16 protein-coding genes and 1 pseudogene are annotated in these 20,229 nt (G+C 32.4%); 6 read left to right on the plus strand and 11 right to left on the minus strand.

Features of this window, described 5'->3' with window-relative positions; genetic code table 11:
* A partial coding sequence (locus ACM55F_RS04010; protein ID WP_416852421.1) for a T9SS type A sorting domain-containing protein occupies window positions 1–1,389 on the plus strand: 1,389 nt, incomplete at its 5' end.
* A gap of 486 nt (window positions 1,390–1,875) precedes the next feature.
* Here the strand turns inward: ACM55F_RS04010 and ACM55F_RS04015 are convergent.
* Together ACM55F_RS04015 and ACM55F_RS04020 are read right to left on the minus strand one after the other, a co-directional pair.
* On the minus strand, window positions 1,876–3,201 hold the full coding sequence (locus ACM55F_RS04015; protein WP_416852423.1) for an ammonium transporter: 1,326 nt from the start codon (window positions 3,199–3,201) through the stop codon (window positions 1,876–1,878).
* A gap of 361 nt (window positions 3,202–3,562) precedes the next feature.
* Window positions 3,563–3,940 (minus strand): PH domain-containing protein, encoded by a 378-nt coding sequence (locus ACM55F_RS04020; RefSeq protein WP_416852425.1) that lies wholly within the window; start codon window positions 3,938–3,940, stop codon window positions 3,563–3,565.
* A gap of 93 nt (window positions 3,941–4,033) precedes the next feature.
* Here ACM55F_RS04020 and ACM55F_RS04025 point away from each other — a divergent pair, with 93 nt between their 5' ends.
* From ACM55F_RS04025 to ACM55F_RS04040, 4 genes are all read left to right on the plus strand, one after another.
* Window positions 4,034–5,569 (plus strand): YifB family Mg chelatase-like AAA ATPase, encoded by a 1,536-nt coding sequence (locus tag ACM55F_RS04025; protein ID WP_416852427.1) that lies wholly within the window; start codon window positions 4,034–4,036, stop codon window positions 5,567–5,569.
* Window positions 5,570–5,966: 397 nt separating this feature from the next.
* Entirely contained in the window at window positions 5,967–6,752 is a 786-nt protein-coding gene (locus ACM55F_RS04030; RefSeq protein WP_416852428.1) for a pseudouridine synthase, read from the plus strand.
* 472 nt (window positions 6,753–7,224) lie between these two features.
* Window positions 7,225–8,010 carry a pseudouridine synthase gene (locus tag ACM55F_RS04035; protein WP_416852429.1) on the plus strand — a complete coding sequence of 262 codons (786 nt, stop codon included), beginning with the start codon at window positions 7,225–7,227 and terminating at the stop codon, window positions 8,008–8,010.
* Between the two features lie 290 nt (window positions 8,011–8,300).
* Window positions 8,301–8,900: a hypothetical protein gene (locus ACM55F_RS04040; RefSeq protein WP_416852430.1), complete on the plus strand. Its 600-nt coding sequence runs from the start codon at window positions 8,301–8,303 to the stop codon at window positions 8,898–8,900.
* Between the two features lie 237 nt (window positions 8,901–9,137).
* Here ACM55F_RS04040 and ACM55F_RS04045 read toward each other — a convergent pair whose 3' ends face one another.
* Window positions 9,138–10,427, minus strand: a complete 1,290-nt coding sequence (locus ACM55F_RS04045; RefSeq protein WP_416852431.1) for a DEAD/DEAH box helicase — start codon at window positions 10,425–10,427, stop codon at window positions 9,138–9,140.
* A 294-nt stretch (window positions 10,428–10,721) separates the two neighbouring features.
* Here ACM55F_RS04045 and ACM55F_RS04050 point away from each other — a divergent pair.
* Window positions 10,722–10,838, plus strand: a pseudogene (locus ACM55F_RS04050) (magnesium chelatase subunit ChlI family protein); the annotation flags it as partial.
* Window positions 10,839–10,962: 124 nt separating this feature from the next.
* On the opposite strand, the gene ypfJ reads toward ACM55F_RS04050, so the two are convergent.
* The 8 genes from ypfJ to ACM55F_RS04090 all read right to left on the minus strand — a co-directional run bounded on the left by ypfJ (window position 10,963) and on the right by ACM55F_RS04090 (window position 20,194).
* Entirely contained in the window at window positions 10,963–11,820 is an 858-nt protein-coding gene (gene ypfJ / locus ACM55F_RS04055; RefSeq protein ID WP_416852433.1) for a KPN_02809 family neutral zinc metallopeptidase, read from the minus strand.
* Window positions 11,821–11,907: 87 nt separating this feature from the next.
* Complete coding sequence (locus ACM55F_RS04060; protein ID WP_416852797.1) at window positions 11,908–14,943, minus strand: PAS domain S-box protein; 3,036 nt, start codon at window positions 14,941–14,943, stop codon at window positions 11,908–11,910.
* A 30-nt stretch (window positions 14,944–14,973) separates the two neighbouring features.
* On the minus strand, window positions 14,974–15,963 hold the full coding sequence (locus tag ACM55F_RS04065) for a PAS domain-containing protein (RefSeq protein WP_416852434.1): 990 nt from the start codon (window positions 15,961–15,963) through the stop codon (window positions 14,974–14,976).
* Between the two features lie 141 nt (window positions 15,964–16,104).
* Window positions 16,105–16,875: a DUF2189 domain-containing protein gene (locus ACM55F_RS04070; RefSeq protein WP_416852435.1), complete on the minus strand. Its 771-nt coding sequence runs from the start codon at window positions 16,873–16,875 to the stop codon at window positions 16,105–16,107.
* Between the two features lie 36 nt (window positions 16,876–16,911).
* Window positions 16,912–17,649: a nitroreductase family protein gene (locus tag ACM55F_RS04075; protein WP_416852436.1), complete on the minus strand. Its 738-nt coding sequence runs from the start codon at window positions 17,647–17,649 to the stop codon at window positions 16,912–16,914.
* Complete coding sequence (locus ACM55F_RS04080) at window positions 17,640–18,968, minus strand: aldehyde dehydrogenase (RefSeq protein WP_416852437.1); 1,329 nt, start codon at window positions 18,966–18,968, stop codon at window positions 17,640–17,642. Before ACM55F_RS04080 ends, ACM55F_RS04075 begins: the two co-directional genes overlap by 10 nt.
* A 75-nt stretch (window positions 18,969–19,043) precedes the next feature.
* Complete coding sequence (locus tag ACM55F_RS04085; RefSeq protein ID WP_416852438.1) at window positions 19,044–19,733, minus strand: RluA family pseudouridine synthase; 690 nt, start codon at window positions 19,731–19,733, stop codon at window positions 19,044–19,046.
* A 110-nt stretch (window positions 19,734–19,843) separates the two neighbouring features.
* Entirely contained in the window at window positions 19,844–20,194 is a 351-nt protein-coding gene (locus tag ACM55F_RS04090) for a four helix bundle protein (RefSeq protein ID WP_416852439.1), read from the minus strand.
* Window positions 20,195–20,229: the final 35 nt, after the last annotated feature.

Below are 20,229 nucleotides of genomic sequence, written 5' to 3' on the forward strand. Positions count from 1 at the left end.
TATCCGGTAACTGTTACTGTTACAGACAGCGGACTGCCGAATCTTACCGATACCGAAACGTTCAGTATTGCGGTTGCAGAGGTAAACGTGGCTCCAGTACTTACAGCAATTGGAGACAAATCAGTAAATCAATTAGCTAATTTAGCCTTCACAGCTACGGCCACTGACCCGGATGTTCCCAATAATGTTTTAACTTTCAGTTTGGTTGGTGCTCCTGCTGGTGCAGCGATTAATGCAGCAACTGGCGTATTCACTTGGATGCCTACGGGATTACAATGTGCAGGTATTTATACCTTTACTGTTAAGGTAACCGACAATGGCTCTCCGGCATTATCAGATGAGGAAGTGATTCAGGTGACAGTTATTAATACACTTCCAGTGATTAGTTCTATAACAGGCCCATCTGGACCAGTTACGATTAATACTCCAATCAGTATCACGGTGAGTCATAACGACAATAACCTGAGTAATGCTGTTATAAAATGGGATGATGCTACATCGACTGTTCAAAATGTTCCAAATCCAGCTTCAGGTTCGTTCACGGTATCACATACTTACTCCACTCCTGGTGTTTATTCAATTCTAGTGACCTTAACGGATGCCTGTGGTGCAAGTTCAGTAACCGTCCAATATGATTACATTGTTGTCTATGATCCTAATGGTGGTTTCGTAACAGGTGGCGGCTGGATTAACTCTCCTGCAGGTGCCTGGGTAGGGAATCCTGCAGTAATAGGAAAAGCCAATTTTGGATTTGTAGCGAAATACAAAAAAGGTTCCACAGTACCAGATGGGAATACTGAATTTCAGTTTAAAGAAGGGAATCTTAACTTTAATAGTTCTTCTTATGATGATATGCGATTGGTTATTTCCGGTACAAAGGCTAACTATAAAGGAGTAGGTAAAATCAATGGTTCAGGTAATTATGGATTCTTAGTTTCCGCAATTGATGGAGGAGCGGGTGCTGATAAGTTCCGTATAAAAATATGGAACAAGGATAACGGTAATGCTGTTGTTTATGATAATAATATGGGCAACGATGAAAATGATTTACCAACAACAATTCTAGGCGGAGGCTCTATTGTAATACATGAGGTGAAGAAAAACGCAAAAGTCAAAGTAGAACTTGTTGAGAAAACTACAGAACTTCTTCCATTTAATGTTATGGCATATCCTAATCCATCGAGCCAATACTTTACCATAGAAATGAAAGGTAATAGTAATGAAAAAGTGGAAGTAGTAGTATATGATGCACTTGGAAGAATGGTGAAACACATAGAGAATAGTGTTGGGCAGGAAATTAAGTTAGGAGAAGAATTTCCATCAGGTGCTTACATTGCAATAATCAGTCAGGGTATTAACCAAAAAACTATCAGATTGATAAAAGAATAATAGTTGTTCTTTATCAAAGTTAAAATAAACTCCATTTCAATTTTAATTGAGATGGAGTTTTTTATGTAACAGTTAAAATGTGTTGAGAAATCAGTTTTGGATAAAAATAATATTTACAAAAGGTACCAGATAAGGGGGATTTCAAATAAAAGTGCAATGAATGTAGCTAAATTAAATTTTTACTTGAGTGCCTGATTTTATAACTGAATTACGATGTATTGAAGATCGAAATAGTCAGTAGTTATAAACGTGAATCTTTTGTATTGCAAATAATTATAACTTGTATTGGAGTACCGTACCTTATTTTAATTTGAAAAATTGTAAGTCTGTATTGTATTTATGATTATTGAAAAGCCACAAAAAAAGTCCATTGTTATAGTATTATGCGAAGTTTGAGATAAAGAAAAAACGTATTGAGTACTATGTAAAAAAAAACACTCTGAAAACGAATTTTCAGAGTGTTTTTGCTTTATTATAAAAAATGATTTATAGGTATTCTCCGTGTTGAGAAATGTCTAAACCTAACTCTTCTTTTTCTTCAGTAACTCTTAAAGGAGTAATTTTATTTACAACAAAGAAAAGGAAATACGATACTGAGAATGCAAATATCGAAACAAGAACTAATGCTTTTAATTGAATTAAAAACAAAGTAGCATCACCGAAAATTAAACCTTGGTTATCACCAACAATAGAATTTACAGATTTTGATGCAAATACTCCTGTTAAAAGCATACCTACCATACCTCCAACACCATGACAAGCAAATACATCTAGAGCATCATCAATTTTTCCTTTAGGGAATCTGCTCACTACAAGGTTACTTGCAATACTTGCAATAATACCAATTGCCATTGCATGAGGGATACTTACGAATCCTGCAGCTGGTGTAATGGCTACTAAACCTACAACAGCTCCAATACAAGCTCCCATTGCAGAAAGTTTGTGTCCAAGAATTTTGTCAAGAAATACCCAACCCATTGCAGCAGCTCCAGCAGCAACTGTTGTAGTTCCTAAAGCTTGTGCAGCAAGACTTCCGGCTCCAACAGCAGATCCTGCATTGAAACCAAACCAACCGAACCATAATAAACCGGTTCCTAATAATACATAAGTAATACGAGCAGGATTTGCTTTTTGTACTTTTCTTTTTCCTAAGAACATTGCTCCAGCAAGAGCAGCCCATCCTGCACTCATGTGAACTACAGTTCCTCCTGCAAAATCTAATACTCCCCATCCAAATAATAATCCATCTGGATGCCATGTCATATGGCACAAAGGAGCGTAAACAAATAATATGAATAAGACCATAAATAACAAGTAAGCCCAGAAACGAACACGTTCTGCAAAAGCTCCTGTTATTAAGGCTGGCGTAATAATTGCAAATTTAGCTTGAAATAAAGCAAACAAGATGAATGGAATAGTTGGGGCTAATTCCCAAGCAGTGTTAGCACTTACCCCTTGAAAAAATAAGTTTGATGTAGGATTTCCTATAAATCCACCTATTGATGGTCCAAAACATAATCCAAATCCAACAACAACCCATAAAACAGTTACTATAACCATAGCCATAAAGCTTTGTAATACGGTACTAATAACATTCTTTTTGCCTACCATTCCGCCATAAAAGAATCCAAGTCCCGGAGTCATTAATAATACAAGAGCTGTGGCAACTATCATCCAAGCTGTATCTCCTGTATCTAATTTTAATTCAACAACGTGTGCACCTAGTGCTGTAGATTCAACAAAAAGATGAATTGAAAAAATGGATAATACTAGAATTGTGATCAATATCACACTTAAAATAATCTTTCGCATAGTTTTTAGTTTTAAATTTCGATAAAAATAGAAAATGATTTTGAACCCCTATAAAAAAATGAACATATTATTTTATTTTTATTAATTTTTCAATTTACCCCCCTATAATTTATGGGTATTCGATAATTAAACATTAATATTAATGATTTATTAATGTTGATTTTGTAAAAAATGAAAGGTTTTGTAAAATATTAAAATTATCATAATATATTGGCAGGTTTTTAATATAGTAACGATTATTTGTTAATTATTATACAAATATAAACTATTTTATAATAAAATTGTTAAAATAGCTTGTATGTGAAAAAACGCCTAGTACAATGATAGTAGTAGGCGTTTTTTTACAAAGTTTAAGGAATTGCTATTTTAAGATATGTTGGCTTAATATTTTATAAACTTCATTAATATTATTCCCTCCTTTCCCAAATTGTTTTGAGATGGGCTTATCCTCACTGTTCAGCCAAATTTTTAATTCGGCATCCATGTCCAGTATTCCCGCACTTTCTTTAGAGAATTTTTTTATGCTGGAATAAGGAATCGACATATAATCTACTTTGGTTCCAACTAATTGTTTTTCGACCAAAATCAGCCTTTTATTCGTAAAAATGAACATGTCTTTAATTACTTTATATGCTTTCTCGATTATTTCGCCATTAATTAAAATAGGTTCGAATTCTTTTGAAACATTTTCGATAGTTACTTCTGATGCGTTGCCTAAAATGGCGTTAAATATTCCCATACTTTTTTTTCTAGTTTATGAATTTCAAAAATAAATTAATTTCCGTGTAATTAATGCCAATATTTTACTAATTTACGTACAAAATTAACATACATGCTAGTTAAAGTTTTTGGAAGTGCCGTTTTTGGAGTTGAAGCCACAACGATTACCGTTGAAGTAAATATTGATAAAGGAATTGGATATCATTTGGTAGGATTGCCAGATAATGCCATTAAAGAGAGTAGTTATAGAATTGCCGCTGCGCTCAAAAATAATGGGTACGCTATGCCAGGTAAAAAAATAACCATTAACATGGCCCCGGCCGATTTACGAAAAGAAGGTTCAGCTTATGATTTGACATTAACGATTGGGATTCTCGTTGCATCGGGGCAGATTAAAGCAGATGATATTGATAAATACATTATTATGGGTGAACTTTCTCTTGATGGCGGTTTACAACCCATTAGAGGCGCTTTACCAATAGCAATAAAAGCAAAAGAAGAAGGTTTTAAAGGTTTTTTTCTTCCAAAACAAAATGTAAAAGAAGCTGCAATTGTAGCAGGTTTAGATGTTTATGGAGTAGAAAATTTACAAGAAGTCATTGATTTTTTGGAAGGAAAAGGAACCTTAGAGCCAACAACAATAGACACCAGAGCTGAGTTTTATAAAACATTAGATTTTCCAGAATTTGATTTCTCAGATGTCAAAGGACAAGAAAGTATTAAGCGTTGTATGGAAATTGCCGCTGCAGGAGGACACAATATTATTTTGATTGGCCCACCAGGTGCAGGAAAAACAATGTTAGCGAAACGTTTACCGAGTATTTTACCGCCGATGACTCTGCGCGAAGCATTGGAAACTACCAAAATTCATAGTGTTGCAGGAAAGTTAAAAGAAGTGGGATTGATGAACCAACGACCATTTCGAAGTCCACATCACACTATTTCCAATGTGGCACTTGTTGGGGGAGGAAGTTACCCGCAACCAGGAGAAATTTCTATGGCACATAATGGAGTACTATTTTTGGATGAATTACCAGAATTTAAGCGAGATGTTCTGGAAGTGATGCGTCAGCCTTTAGAAGACAGAGAAGTAACCATTTCAAGAGCTAAGTTTACGGTTACATATCCATCGTCTTTTATGTTGGTTGCAAGTATGAATCCTAGTCCGAGCGGTTTTTTTAATGACCCTGATTCGCCGCAAACTTCTTCACCACACGAAATGCAACGCTATTTGAGCAAGATTTCGGGACCTTTATTGGATAGAATTGACATTCATATTGAAGTTACGCCAGTTCCTTTCGAAAAATTATCTGAAGACCAAAAAGCAGAAAGTAGTGTTGATATCCGTAAAAGAGTGACTGCGGCGCGAGAAATTCAGACGGAACGTTTTGAGCAAATGGAAAATATACATTACAATGCACAAATGAATACCAAACACATTAGAGAGCATTGTGCGCTGGATGATGTCTCCAAACAATTATTAAAAAATGCGATGGAACGATTGAATCTTTCGGCTCGGGCTTACGATAGAATTTTGAAAGTGGCCAGAACAATAGCCGATTTAGACGCAGCTCCCCATGTTATTTCGGGTCATATTGCCGAAGCCATTCAGTATAGAAGTTTGGATCGTGATGGTTGGCTGGGTTGATATTTTCAGATTTTTGATCAACTATTTTTGATTTCAGATCTTTAGCTAAAGCCCTTCAAAGCCGAAGACTTTGAAGAGGTGACTTTCGGTTTTTAACCGATTTTGTTTTTCAAATATTTGAATTTCTAGGTCAGTCGGAGACTGAAAAACACATACTCAAAGTCGGAGACTTTGCAGTAGCAGATTGAGTAGTTTTTTTTATTAATTTTAACTATAATTTCAAGAATACGGATAGTATAATCAACAGTATAAAAGAGCATTGGGATACAATTTTAATAACAGTTTTAGCAATCGTAATCTTCTATTTTGTTTTTCGAACTAAAATGAAAAAAGAAAAGTATAGAAATAAATAAGTCAAAAAAGAGATTTCGATAGAAATCTCTTTTATTTTTGCCAAATGTTAGAAATTCTTTACCAAGACGAATATATTATAGCAATTAATAAACCAAGTGGATTGTTGGTCCATAAATCATTTTATGCGCGCGATGCAAAAGTGTTTGCTATTCAAGAATTGAGAAATCAAATAGGAGGGCGACACGTTTATCCTATTCATCGGTTAGATCGCAAAACATCTGGTGTCTTGTTATTTGCATTGGATGCAGCCGTTTTAAAAATTATGAATGATCGTTTTGCTACACGCGAAGTCGAAAAAAAATATTTAGCAATTTTACGTGGTTGGTCACCCGAAGAACTTACGATTGATTATGATTTAACCAATGATGATGGCATTATACAAAATGCAATAACATACTTTCATCGATTGCAAAGTACCGAAATTGAGTTAGAATTTAACAATCAACCAACGTCACGATATTGTTTGGTAGAAGCGATTCCTGAAACTGGACGTATGCATCAATTACGAAAACATTTCAAACATATTTTTCATCCCATTTTAGGAAGTCGTCCACATGGTTGTAACAAACAAAATAAATTATGGTTGGAGAATTTCGAACTGAAAGGAATGATGCTTCATGCACATCAGTTAATTTTTAATCATCCAATAACAAATGAACAACTAATCTTGAATGCAAAGATTAATGAAGAGTTTAGCAGAGTAGGTACTATTCTTAATCTAGATTTGAATAAGTATGAAATCGCCATGACAGAAGCTGTCGCAAACACCAATGAAGATCTGGCGATACCATATTCCTATAAAAAACAAATATTATCTACATATGAATAGAATAATAATTTGTAAATTAATGCTTTAAATTATTGTTGTATTTTGAAACAACAGTTTTCAGTGTAAAGAGGAACAGATTTCAGATTTTTGATCAACGATTTTTAATTTCAGATGTTTATCACAACGTTCCACAAAGTCTCCGACTTTGAGGAAGTGACTTTCGGTTTTTAACCGATTTTGTTTTTCAAATATTTGAATTTTAAGGTCAGTCGGAGACTGAAAAACACATACTCAAAGTCGGAGACTTTGCAGTAGCAGATTGAGTAGTTTTTTTTATTAATTTTAACTATAATTTCAAGAATACGGATAGTATAATCAACTGTATAAAAGAACATTGGGATACAATTTTAATAACAGTTTTAGCAATCGTAATCTTCTATTTTGTTTTTCGAACTAAAATGAAAAAAGAAAAGTATAGAAATAAATAAGTCAAAAAAAAGATTTCAATAGAAATCTCTTTTATTTTTGCCAAATGTTAGAAATTCTTTACCAAGACGAATATATTATAGCAATTAATAAACCAAGTGGATTGTTGGTTCACAAATCATTTTATGCGCGCGATGCAAAAGTTTATGCTATTCAAGAATTGAGAAATCAAATAGGAGGGCGACACGTTTATCCTATTCATCGGTTAGATCGCAAAACATCTGGTGTCTTGTTATTTGCATTGGATGCAGCCGTTTTAAAAATTATGAATGATCGTTTTGCTACACGCGAAGTCGAAAAAAAATATTTAGCAATTTTACGTGGTTGGTCACCCGAAGAACTAACGATTGATTATGATTTAACCAATGATGATGGCATTATACAAAATGCAATAACATACTTTCATCGATTGCAAAGTACCGAAATTGAGTTAGAATTTAACAATCAACCAACGTCACGATATTGTTTGGTAGAAGCGATTCCTGAAACTGGACGTATGCATCAATTACGAAAACATTTCAAACATATTTTTCATCCCATTTTAGGAAGTCGTCCACATGGTTGTAACAAACAAAATAAATTATGGTTGGAGAATTTTGAACTGAAAGGAATGATGCTTCATGCACATCAGTTAATTTTTAATCATCCAATAACAAATGAACAACTTATTTTGAATGCAAAGATTAATGAAGAGTTTAGCAGAGTAGGTACTATTCTTAAGCTAGATTTGAATAAGTATGAAATCGCCATGACAGAAGCTGTCGCAAATACCAATGAAGATCTGGCGATACCATATTCCTATAAAAAACAAATATTATCTACATATGAATAGAATAATAATTTGTAAATTAATGTTTTAAATTATTGTTGTATTTGGAAACAACAGTTTTCAGTATAAAGATGAGCAGATTTCAGATTTTTGATCAACGATTTTTAATTTCAGATGTTTATCACAACGTTCCACAAAGTCTCCGACTTTGAGGAAGTGACTTTCGGTTTTTAACCGATTTTGTTTTTTAAATGTTTGAATTTTAAGGTCAGTCGGCGACTGAAAAACACATACTCAAAGTCGGACACTTTGCGTAGTGCAGATTTATAATAATTAATATGATAATATTTTAAATGGAACAGTACAATTATATTTTAGAAATTTTTAAAAATTCAATTATTCCAGTATTAATTGCGCTTTATCTAACGGAAAAAGTAAAAGGAAATGTGAAAAATAGTTTTGATAAAAAGCTTGAAGACGTTAAAAAAGAACACACAATTGAAATTTCAAGATTTCAAACTGAACTTACACATTTAAAATCTAAAGATAATTTTAAGTTTACAAAATTACACGAAAAACGTTTAATTGTATTGGAAAAAACTTATATGTATATTAATATAGCATCTGAATCTTTGAAGATTTATGTTTCTCCAATAAACCGTATAATAAGTAATAGACCTTTTGATGATAATGAAGATGAATTTTTAAAAGACGAATTTATTAAAATAATTGATGAATTTACATTGTACTTCAATCATAATAGAATATATTTTGATGAAGCAGTAGAAAACTTATTGCAAGAATTTTTTACCGAATCAATTCTAATTTTCGCTGTACATTTTAGAGAAGGTGTTGCTGATGATAATTTGTTTTCCCTTAAACAGCTAAATGAAAAATTACTTCCGATTAAAAAGCAAATTGAAATTAAGTTTCGTGAACTTTTAGGTGAATAATTAACCCCAAACTCCCAAAGAGTCCTAACGAAAAGCTCCGCAAATGTCTCCTGACTTTGCGGAATTTTTTTTGTATGTTCTTGAAACCAATAAAAACGCTCTAAATAGCCCCGATAGAAACGAAAAACCTTGTGAGGGCTGGCGTTTAGCCCTCACAAGGTTGTAGTGGATAGCGGGAGGTAATTTTCTTAAAAAACGAAATCATGCTGCTCCTAAAAAATCTTAATCTCTTAGCTATTATCTATTAGAACGTCTGTCATTATTTTGTTGTGGACGTCTTGGACCAAAACTATTGTTGGTGCTACGGTTTGTAGTATCTGTTTTTGGTTTCCTAGGAGTCGAATTACGTTGTTGTCTGCCTTGACCTTGTTTAATTGGTTCAGTTGAAGCATTAGGATCTGGCTCAAAACCTTTAATGTTTTCTTTCGGTAATTTCAAGCCGACCAATTTTTCTATATCGCATAAAAAAGAGGTTTCGTCTGGACTAACTAACGAAATGGCTTCTCCACTTGCTCCGGCTCTTCCTGTTCTACCAATACGGTGAACGTAATCTTCAGGAATATTAGGCAATTCAAAATTAATAACATGCGGTAATAATGGAATGTCCAAACCTCGAGCGGCAATATCCGTGGCGACCAAAGCGGTTAGGCTTCCGTTTTTAAAACCGGCTAAGGCTTTAGTTCGTGCACCTTGACCTTTATTTCCGTGAATAGCTGCTGCTTTAATGCCAGCACTAATCATGCTTTCAGTCAACTTGTTGGCACCTTGTTTGGTACGCGTAAATACCAAAATCTGTTTCCAGTTGCCTTCCGTAATTAGTTTAATGATCAATTCTGTTTTTTTCTCTTTGGCAACAGGATATACTTTTTGAATAATAGCATCCACAGTTGTATTTTCTGGGGTTGCTTCAACCTGAACAGGATGGTGCAAAATACCCATTGCCAATTTTTTGATGTCTTTTGAAAAGGTTGCCGAAAACATCAAGTTTTGCCTTTTTGAAGGTAATACTTTCATGATACGTTCAATATCTCGTAAAAAACCCATATCCAACATACGGTCTGCTTCATCTAAAACCAAAATTTCAACTTTGGAAAGCGATACTAAACCTTGATTTTGCAAATCGATTAATCGACCCGGAGTTGCGACTAAAATATCAAGACCTTGACGCAATTGGCTAACTTGTGGGTTTTGGTTTACGCCTCCAAAAATTACGGCGCTGCGCAAATCCAAAAATTCACTGTATTCTTTTATGTTGGCATATACTTGGGCTGCCAATTCTCGTGTTGGAGTTAGTATCAAGGCACGAATAGGTCTGTGACTCAAGTGTTTTCCTTGCGATAATATTTGCAATATGGGTAGCGTGAAACCAGCTGTTTTCCCTGTTCCTGTTTGTGCGGATGCTAATACATCTTTACCTTCTAAAATTGGAGGAATTGCTTTTTGTTGAATTGGGGAAGGGGTTGTGTATCCTTTTTTACTGATGGCTTTTAGTAAAGCATCAGATAGGCCTAATGAATTAAATGACATAAATTGTGATTATGAAGTAAAAGCTATTATTTAGTTTACTCCTTTAAGTTGGTGCAAAGGTACTGCTATTTTTTTCGATCTGCCTTTGATTGCTTTACTTGTTTGCTTGAATACAGATGGGACGTTGTTTTAATCCGTTACAAACAATAGTCGAGACATTAATAATGATGGTAAATTCAAAAGAGGAGGTAGTATTGTTATTCCTTTATACTGAATGAAATATCAGTAATTAGTTTCTTAAACCCATTTTTTTGAGCTCTTAAATAGTTCTAAAATCTGCTTATAATGAATTTTATAATTAAAGTGGCCAGAACAATAGCTGATTTGGATGCAGCTCCAACGGTTGTTTCCAGTCATATTGCCGAAGCGATTCAATACAGAAGTTTAGATCGAGACGGCTGGTTGGGGTAATTTAGGTTACAGATGATAGATAACAGAATTGAAAATTATGATTTCAACTTCTCCACTTTTTTAAAACAAAAAAAATCGGATTTTTATTTCCGATTTTTAATGTACTTTCTAATTGAATGATATTTTATCTTAATTCCGCAAAAGTATCACCTTGTTTGATATCTCCAGTTTTATATCCTTTCATAAACCAATATTTACGTTGTTCTGATGTGCCATGTGTAAATGATTCGGGAACGATATGTCCTTGTATTTTTGATTGTATGGCATCATCACCCACAGCATGTGCCGCACTTAAAGCTTCATCCAAATCACCTTCTTCTAAAATAGCATTCATTTTTTGATTGTAATGGGTCCAAACACCAGCATAAAAATCAGCTTGCAATTCTAAGGCTACCGATAATTTATTGGCTTCGGCTTCACTTTTACCTTCTTGCATCTGTCTCATTTTGCCGGAAGTTCCTAATAACGTCTGTACATGGTGACCTATCTCGTGAGCAATTACATAAGCGGTAGCAAAATCACCTCCTTGAGCACCAAATCTTGTCTTTAATTCTTCAAAAAACACTAAGTCCATATACACTTTCTGATCTCCCGGACAGTAAAAAGGTCCTGAAGAAGATGTTGCATTTCCACAAGCAGTCTCTACTGCATTGGAAAACAAGACTAAGCCCGGCTCTTTAAATTGAAGATTATTTTCTTGAAATATTTTTGTCCAAACATCTTCATTATCAGCCAATATCGTTTCAATGAATTTTTGCTCTTCTAATTCTTTTTCCGTTAGTGGTCTTGATTCAGTTTGAGTTGATTGTTGATTGAATTGTTCTAGGACAGGAGTTAACATTTGAGCATTTTCTCCTCCAAAAAGATTTAACAATAAAATTATAATCCCTATTATTCCGCCACCTATAATACCTTTTCCTCCTGAAGACATTCCTCTTCTATCTTCAACGTTATCGCTCTGACGTCTTCCTATCCATTTCATCTTACTCTGTTTTTATTAGTTTTAAAAAGAGAAATATACATAAAATTACACGATTTTATAGATTAAATAGTTTTTTTTTAAAAGATGTTAGCTGGTCCATTTAGAAAGGGTTTCACCAATAATTCCTTTTATTATTGGTTTTGAGATATAATCATTCATCCCAGCTTCAATGCATTTGTCTTTTTCTTCTTTTTCCGTACCGGCAGTTATTGCAATAATAGGAATTTTTTTACCGGATTTTAAATTTCGTATTTTTCTGGTGGCTTCGTAACCATTCATTATCGGCATTTGGATGTCCATGAAAATAATGTCAGGGTTTATGATTTCAAATTGATCAACAGCAACTTTACCGTTTGGTATTTCAGAAATTGTGGCCTCTGAATATAAGTTTTTAAGGATTGTTTTGAGTAATAGCATGTTTACTTTATTATCTTCGACAATCATTATTTTTATTTTTTTAGAACTTTTATTTGTTTTAATAGGTAGCTCCTTTATAGCAATAAGAGTTTCGTTTGGATCAATATTCTCCAATATTTGATTGCTGATTTCTAAATCCAAATCAAAATAAAAAGTGCTGCCCATCTCAATAATACTGTCAACTTGTAAATGGCTATTCATTAAGCCTAATAATTGGTTCGAAATAGTTAATCCCAAACCAGTTCCTCCAAATTTTCTAGTTGTTGAGCTATCTTCTTGTGAAAAAGCCTGAAAAATTTTCTTTTTATTTTCTTCAAGTATTCCAATCCCTGTATCTATTACAGCAAATCTAATTTTGGCTCTGGAATCATCTGTTTTTTCAATAACAGAAACGTTTAATTTTATAGAGCCTTCTTTTGTGAATTTTACTGCATTTGCCAAAAGATTGATTAGAATTTGTTTTAAACGAACACTGTCAATCCAAAAATATTTAGGCACATCTGGTGCTATATTTAATTCTAGACCTAACTTTTTTTGATTGGATTCATATAATATTAAGTCAATGATTTGACTCAATATTTCCTTAACATCATATTTTTCAATATATAAATCAAGTTTTCCAGCTTCTATTTTTGAGAAATCAAGAATGTCATTTATGATGTCCAATAATGAATGTGCCGATTGATTTACGGTTACCATATATTTTTCTTGGGTTCTTCCTAAATTGGTTTTCATCAATAAATCAGTAAAACCAATAATTCCATTTAGGGGAGTTCTGATTTCATGACTCATGTTAGCAAGAAATTCTGATTTTGCTTTGTTGGAAGCTTCCGCTAATTCCTTCGCTTTTATAAAGGTTTCAGCTTGTTTCCTTTCTGTAATATCAATAAAAATACCTTCTATAAATGCAATTTTTCCGTCTTTATAAATAACATCTCCAAATTCTTCTACCCATACAATTTCTTTGTTTTTACGAAGAATTCTAAAAACTGAATGTATTGGTCTTTCATTTTCGATGGCATCTTGCTCACTTTGTAGTGTCTTTTCTTTGTCCTCCGGATGGATTAGGTCTATAAATGATAAATTATTAGTAAGGAAATCTGATTTTGGATAGCCAGTCAGTTTTTCAATTTCATCGTTGATATAAATTTTAGTGGCATATTTATCATATTTTGATAAATAAACAGTACCAGGAATATTATTGGCTAATAATCTAAATTTTTCTTCACTTTCATTTATTGCTATTTCATTTGTAATTCGTTCGATTGATGCAGCAATGTTTCTTGCTAATGTTTGTAAGATATTGATTTCATCTTCACTCCAAATTCTTTTATTCTGAGTGTCATCAAATCCTAAAAATCCATGAAATTTATTTTTCACAAAAATCGGAAAAAGAATTAATGAAGTAACATCTACATTTAATAGTTTATTTCTTAAGGATTCATTTTCAATTTTGGAAACAGTCGCTTCAAATATTTGATTATTTAAAAGTGGCGTTAGCAATTCCTCAAAAAACTCATGAGGTAAATTCTGGAGCTTGACGTTATTCTCAGTTAGTTTGAGATTGTTAATTATCCATCGGTACTTTTGGCTGATCAATCCTGTAGTTGTATCATTTTCATAGTAATACGCTCTATGTGATTTTGTTGCTTTTCCCATGATTATAAGAACATCCGAAAAAATAGCAGTAATATCTTTACTATTTAAGAATTTTTCGGTGCAAAGTGCCATTGCCGAGAGTAATTCACTTTTATATTCTAATTTTTTGTCCACTTCATATCGCATTTGCGATGCGATTGCCAATGATATAATATCAGATGCTGTTCTTGCAAAATTGATGTCTTCGTTATCCCAATTTCTTATAACTATAGTAGTTTCAAAGCATAAGATACCAATTAATTCACCATTTGTTAAAATGGGTATATCGAGCGTGGATTTAATATGATTTTTAAAAAAATAGTTTTCGATGAATTCTGATATTTCCCATTTATTGTAAACATCTGAAGCGACAATTTGTTTTTTGTTTTTTATGGCTTCAAAATAAACTGGAAAATTTTTCTGTTCTAAAGTATTTCCTGTGCCAAATTCATTGCTGTCTAATAAATATATATTTTCGCAGCAAATGGTGTCTTGGGTATATTTCCAAAAACTTACCCGATTACATTTAGAAACATTTGCAGCGGCCTCTAATATTAACTTTATACTAATTTCAAAACTTTCAAAATTGCTAAAATTAGTTGTAGATAATTTTTTAATTATTTTGTTGTACTCTTCGTTTTTTTCTTGACGTATTCTATTTTCAGCCTCGATGTTTTTTAAAATAGTTATGTCCCTGGCTATACCGGAGTAACCGATTATTTTGTGGGAATCATTTCTGCGAATCATTACCTTTTGAGAAATCCAGACTATTTCGCCACTCTTTTTTAATAAAGGAATTTCAATAGTTGGAAAATCAAATTCGTTTTCTTCCAAATTTTGATAAAAATGCATCATTTCATCAATGTAATCCGGTCTTATGAATTCAGAATAATTTCGGGTTAGAATTTCATTCTCGTCGTAACCTAAAATTTTAATGGTGAAATCGTTGATAAACGTAAAATTACCATCATCATCTACTTCAAAAATAATATCAGTAGCCGTTTGAATTAAGTTTTTATATTGATTTTGAATTTGAATTTCATTCGTTATATCTTGACCAATTCCTATAAATAAATTATCTAAAAATTTTTTATCCTTTCATTGTATGTATTTATAGTCCCCATCCTTACATTTTAGTTTTCTAGTATATAATCTCTCGTCAACATAATTTTCGTGGTGTTTTTCTCCAATGAATTCATGATCTTCAGTAAGTCTCCAAAACTCCAATCCCATTACTTCTTTTGGAGTATATCCTAAAATTTGTATTATATTTTCACTACAAAATATAATTTCTCCTTTTTTATTACTTGCCACAGAGAGCGAATTTCCTTTGTTTACAATTTCATTGGTAAAGCTAAATTTATCTTTAATGTTTGATATAGAAGCATGTCTTATGTAATTGACAACCGAAACTAGTAAGGAGTAATTAAACAGCATAATAGCTGTATTCAGCGGTACTAACTCAAAAATAAAAATGGATATTAAGTAGGCAAAAACTAATACAACAAAAAACCAATACAATTTTATTGGTTTTAGAATGCTGTAGGAAAAGAAAAAAGCTATTATAAAAGCAATGCCAGGTAAAATATCAGGTGAAGAATAAATTAAATTTCTAGAAATAAAACCAAACGATAATACAAAAAGAATCTTGAAAATTTGCTGTATGTTTCGAAATACAAAAGATGATTTTTTACTAATAAAATATACTGCTAATAAAAATGCTCCTAAACTACAATTTACGACTAATAAACTTTTATTCCTTACGTTGAAAACTTCGAAAGTAATTTCGAAAATAGGAATTACAATGCCTAAAAATAAAAGATAGAGTTGGTATTCTTCACTTTTCGACGCCTCTTTGGAATAGTTTTCTAAATACTTATTGTCCAGTATAGATTTAATTTTTGAAAATTTATAAATCAATAAAAAAAGCAACAGAAATGAAAATGGAGCTATAATTCTAAATAAATTATCGCTTATAGCCGATTCATCAATTAATAAAAAATGATTGGAAATGATAAAATTATTGAACCAACTTAAAAAAGCAAAGCTAGGTTTGAAAAATAGTAAAGTACTACAGTATGATACCATAGAATATATTTGCTTAGGTTTGAAAGACTGATTTGGAGTTGTCTTAAGAGTTTTGAAATATATGAATTTTTTCAAAAAAAAACACAACTAAAAATGTTTTAATTGTGTGTTTTTTAAAGAAGATTCTAGATTTAGAACAATTTATTGAAACTCATTTTCTGAATCGATTCCTATAATTGCAACATAGATGGCATAGTACATGGAATACATAAACGGAATTGTTAGAAATACTCCGATGCAACATCCTATGAATCCTACCATTGATGCTATTATGGATACAATAACCAGCCCTAAAAGGACTAAGGGTTGTTTTGATACGATTATCATACTAGATTTTATAGCATCAAACGCTTTTAAATCACCAAAAATAATAAGGGGAATTGTTAAAAAAGTAAAAAAAGAAACTATCATGCTAATCAATGATCCAACTATTTTAATTCCAGTATAATCAACCAATGCGGATAAGCCGGTAGTAAATACTGAAATCAGTAGTGTGGCGATAACCAGTTCCTTAAAATATGGGGCTTTGTAATATTCCAGAATTGTTGAAACATGAAATTCCTCATCTTTTTCACCGCAATGTGCCATTTTAATTAAGCCAGCAGGAAAAGGACTTAACAGACAAGATAAAACTATTGCACCAACTACATAAACTAACATAAAAACATCTGAAACGTTTTCATTTTTTAAATTTTCTAATGATTTTTCGTTTATTATAGAAATTCCAAAAGTAAAAATTACTACTCCAGCTATTAGAATACCTATCAAAATTGAGAAAACAAAAATCATTAAACCTGCATATAGGGCAATTTTTTTATAGTTTTCAAATGCATGATTAAATACATTTCCAAAATCTAATTGGTATCCATTGTTCTTTATTTCTTCTATCTTTTCTTTAGTAGTTTTAGTCATTTAGCTTCTTTGTTTTATTAGGTGAATTGAATGTATTTATATTTTAAAATAGACTTCTTCAAAAGGAATTCTAAAACGTTCTCCATAGACGCCTTTTTCCTCCCGAAGACCGCATCCTATAATCATATTTATTTCGGATGAAGCAGGTAAATGTAATATTTTTTTTACTCTTAATGAATCAAAACCTTCCATAGGACAAGTGTCATAGTTTATTGCAGCCATGCTAATCATAAAATTTTGGGCTGCAAGCCCGGCACTTTTATGGGCAACAATGCGCATATCGCTTTGTCTTGCTTCTCTGTAAATAGGTTTGAATAATCCGATGATTTGAAAAGCAATAAATTTGATCATTCCAAAGATTCCCAAAAAATCAAAGTAAAGTGTAGGAATGATTTTTTGATAATAATTTAAAGCAAATTTTTCTCTTTTTGAATAAGCGGATTCAGGTTTGTCTCCATACAACGATTTTAAATAATCAATGTTTGATTGCACTCTTTTTCTCCATAAATCTTTTCTAGTCACAACAATAACCATTTGCTGGGCTGTTTTTGCTGCATTTTGATCAAAACTAGCCTCTGTTATTTTTTGTATAATTTCAGGAGAAACAATATGATAAAATTCCCAAAGTTGCAGATTACTGCTCGTAGCTGCCAGCGTTGCTAATTGAATGCATTCTTTTACTTTTTGTACATCAATGGGTTCGTTTTTGAAAACCCGAACGGACCGTCGGTATTTAATGGCTTCGCTTACCGATTTTTCATTGGTTACAACCATTTTAATATTTTTTTAATTGTTTTTAATTTATCATTATAAGGTGCATAACGCATCGGTAAATCCAGCCAATTTGCTTTTTTTACGATTCCTTTTTTATGCGAAAAAGTGTCAAAACTCAAACTACCATGATAAGCGCCAATTCCACTATGGCCAACACCTCCAAAAGGCAATCTTTTATTAGAAAAATGAATTACAGTATCATTAATACAGCCACCCCCAAAAGAATATTTTTGTATAATTTTTTGTGCAAAGGAATGATTTTCCGTAAAAACATATAATGCTAAAGGTTTCTCGTATTTAGATATTATAGCATTTATTTCTGTCTCATTTTCATAGGAAAGAATAGGTAGCAAAGGTCCAAAAATTTCCTCTTGCATGATAAGGCTGTCAGCACTCGATTCATCAATAAGTGTAGGGGAGATGTAACAATTTTCAATTTCAGATAGGCCTCCAAAAACCACTTTATCTTCCTCAATCATACTGACTAGGCGAAGCCAGTTCTTTTGATTTATAATGCGGGCGTAATCAGGGGATAGTTTAGGATTTTCACCGTATGCTTTGGTGATTTCTTCTTTCATGAATTCCAAAAAATGGCTTTTCATATTTTTTTGAATCAAAATATAATCGGGTGCAATACACGTTTGTCCAGCGTTTATGAATTTTCCCCAAACAATTCTTTTGGCAGCGAGTTTTAAATTAGCAGTTTCATCAATAATACAAGGGTTTTTTCCGCCAAGTTCCAATGTTACGGGAGTTAAGTTTTCGGCAGCAGCTTTTGCCACAATTTTGCCAACCGGAACACTTCCTGTAAAAAAGATATAATCCCAGCGTTGAGAAAGCAAATTCTGAGTGACTTCAACTCCGCCTTCTACAACTGCTACATGACTGATTTGGAATGTTTTTTTAATAATTTTCGCAATTATTTCGGATGTTTTTGGAGTGAGTTCAGAAGGTTTTAGGACCACTTGATTTCCTGCAGCGACAGCAGAAATTAAAGGACAAAGAGCCAGTTGAAACGGATAATTCCAAGGCGCTATAATTAATACTTTGCCGTAAGGCTCCTTGTAAATATAATCGGTGGAAGGGAAATTGAGAATGGAAGGGAATACTTTTTTTGGTTTAGCCCATTTATGTAAATTCTTTATAGTGTCTTTTAATTCAGAAATAACATAATTGGTTTCTGTGAGTACTGCTTCAAAAGCCGGTTTTCTGAAATCATCATATAAAGCCTGAATAATTTCATTTTCATGAGTGATAATTACATTCAGTAACTTTATTAAGGTTTCTTTTCTAAATCCTATAGTCGTTTTGTAATTCATTAGGTACGCACAATTTATTTAGTGCTATGCAAGTTAATTTTTATAATTTACATAATGAATTATTCTTTAAAAAAATTACAGCGCATCCCAGATGGAGTCTGATGGAGTAGGAGCAGTTATGGTTAAGGCTTCTTTTGTAACAGGATGGATGAATGTTAATTTTCTGGCATGTAAATGAATGCCGCCATCAGGGTTACTGCGGTCAAATCCATACTTTAAATCTCCTTTTATAGGCGAACCTATAGCAGAAAGTTGTGCCCTGATTTGGTGATGTCTTCCAGTATGGAGATTGATTTCTAATGCAAAATAATTATTGAGTTCGTTAAATACTTTGTAATCCAAACTGGCTAATTTACTTTCAGGAACTTCTTTACTATGCGCTTTTGAAGTGTTATTTTTTTCGTTTCTTTTTATATAATGAACGAGATTATTTTCGTCTTTTGAAGGTTTGCTTTTTACGATTGCCCAATACGTTTTTTGAGTTTCTCGATTGCTAAAGAGTTCATTCATTCGGGTTAAAGCCTTACTTGTTCTGGCAAAAACGACTATTCCAGTTGTAGGTCTATCTAAGCGATGTACAACACCCAGAAAAACTTCTCCGGGTTTGTTGTATTTATCTTTGATGTATTCTTTGACAACCTCACTCAAAGGTTTGTCACCGGTTTTATCACCTTGCACAATATCGCCCACACGCTTATTAACTACAATAAGATGGTTGTCTTCATGTAGAATTTGTAGGTTGTTTTTATTCGAAATTATTTTCATTTGGATTTTTAGATTGTTGGACTTCTTAGATTTTTAGATTTTAGATTAGTTAGATTATTTAGATTTTAGACTAGTATTACAGTCTAAAAATCGAGGTTGTCTAAGAAAGTCTATAACAAAGTTGCTCTAAATCTAGAAGTCATTTTAATAATTTCTTCCAACATATTTGTTAATTCTATTAAATCTTCTGAATTGATAAAACCCAAATCGGATGAAATAAGAATCTGTGTTTCAATTTCATAAGCTGAACCAATAGCAATTTCTAAAAATCGTGCAAAGTCCTTATTGGATTGTCTTGACGATCCTTCAGCAATATTAGATGGAACTGAAACAGAAGCCTTTCTTAATTGATTTGTTAGTCCAAATTTTTCTTCGTTAGGAAAAGATAAAGTCACTTTATAAATTTTAGAACAAAAAAATCTACTTTTTTTCCAAATTTCCAACTCTTTGAATCGATGCATTTTTATGAATTTTAACTTCTTAGAATTTTAAACTA

The sequence above is a fragment of the Flavobacterium melibiosi genome, assembly GCF_048158545.1.
Taxonomy (GTDB): Bacteria; Bacteroidota; Bacteroidia; order Flavobacteriales; family Flavobacteriaceae; genus Flavobacterium; species Flavobacterium melibiosi.

Bases quoted from the DNA above. Each gene is read 5' to 3' on its own strand.
- ACM55F_RS04015 (WP_416852423.1), bottom strand. From the start codon at position 3,201: ATGCGAAAGATTATTTTAAGTGTGATATTGATCACAATTCTAGTATTA.
- ACM55F_RS04020 (WP_416852425.1), bottom strand. From the start codon at position 3,940: ATGGGAATATTTAACGCCATTTTAGGCAACGCATCAGAAGTAACTATC.
- ACM55F_RS04025 (WP_416852427.1), top strand. From the start codon at position 4,034: ATGCTAGTTAAAGTTTTTGGAAGTGCCGTTTTTGGAGTTGAAGCCACA.
- ACM55F_RS04030 (WP_416852428.1), top strand. From the start codon at position 5,967: ATGTTAGAAATTCTTTACCAAGACGAATATATTATAGCAATTAATAAA.
- ACM55F_RS04035 (WP_416852429.1), top strand. From the start codon at position 7,225: ATGTTAGAAATTCTTTACCAAGACGAATATATTATAGCAATTAATAAA.
- ACM55F_RS04040 (WP_416852430.1), top strand. From the start codon at position 8,301: ATGGAACAGTACAATTATATTTTAGAAATTTTTAAAAATTCAATTATT.
- ACM55F_RS04045 (WP_416852431.1), bottom strand. From the start codon at position 10,427: ATGTCATTTAATTCATTAGGCCTATCTGATGCTTTACTAAAAGCCATC.
- ypfJ (WP_416852433.1), bottom strand. From the start codon at position 11,820: ATGAAATGGATAGGAAGACGTCAGAGCGATAACGTTGAAGATAGAAGA.
- ACM55F_RS04065 (WP_416852434.1), bottom strand. From the start codon at position 15,963: ATGGTATCATACTGTAGTACTTTACTATTTTTCAAACCTAGCTTTGCT.
- ACM55F_RS04070 (WP_416852435.1), bottom strand. From the start codon at position 16,875: ATGACTAAAACTACTAAAGAAAAGATAGAAGAAATAAAGAACAATGGA.
- ACM55F_RS04075 (WP_416852436.1), bottom strand. From the start codon at position 17,649: ATGGTTGTAACCAATGAAAAATCGGTAAGCGAAGCCATTAAATACCGA.
- ACM55F_RS04080 (WP_416852437.1), bottom strand. From the start codon at position 18,968: ATGAATTACAAAACGACTATAGGATTTAGAAAAGAAACCTTAATAAAG.
- ACM55F_RS04085 (WP_416852438.1), bottom strand. From the start codon at position 19,733: ATGAAAATAATTTCGAATAAAAACAACCTACAAATTCTACATGAAGAC.
- ACM55F_RS04090 (WP_416852439.1), bottom strand. From the start codon at position 20,194: ATGCATCGATTCAAAGAGTTGGAAATTTGGAAAAAAAGTAGATTTTTT.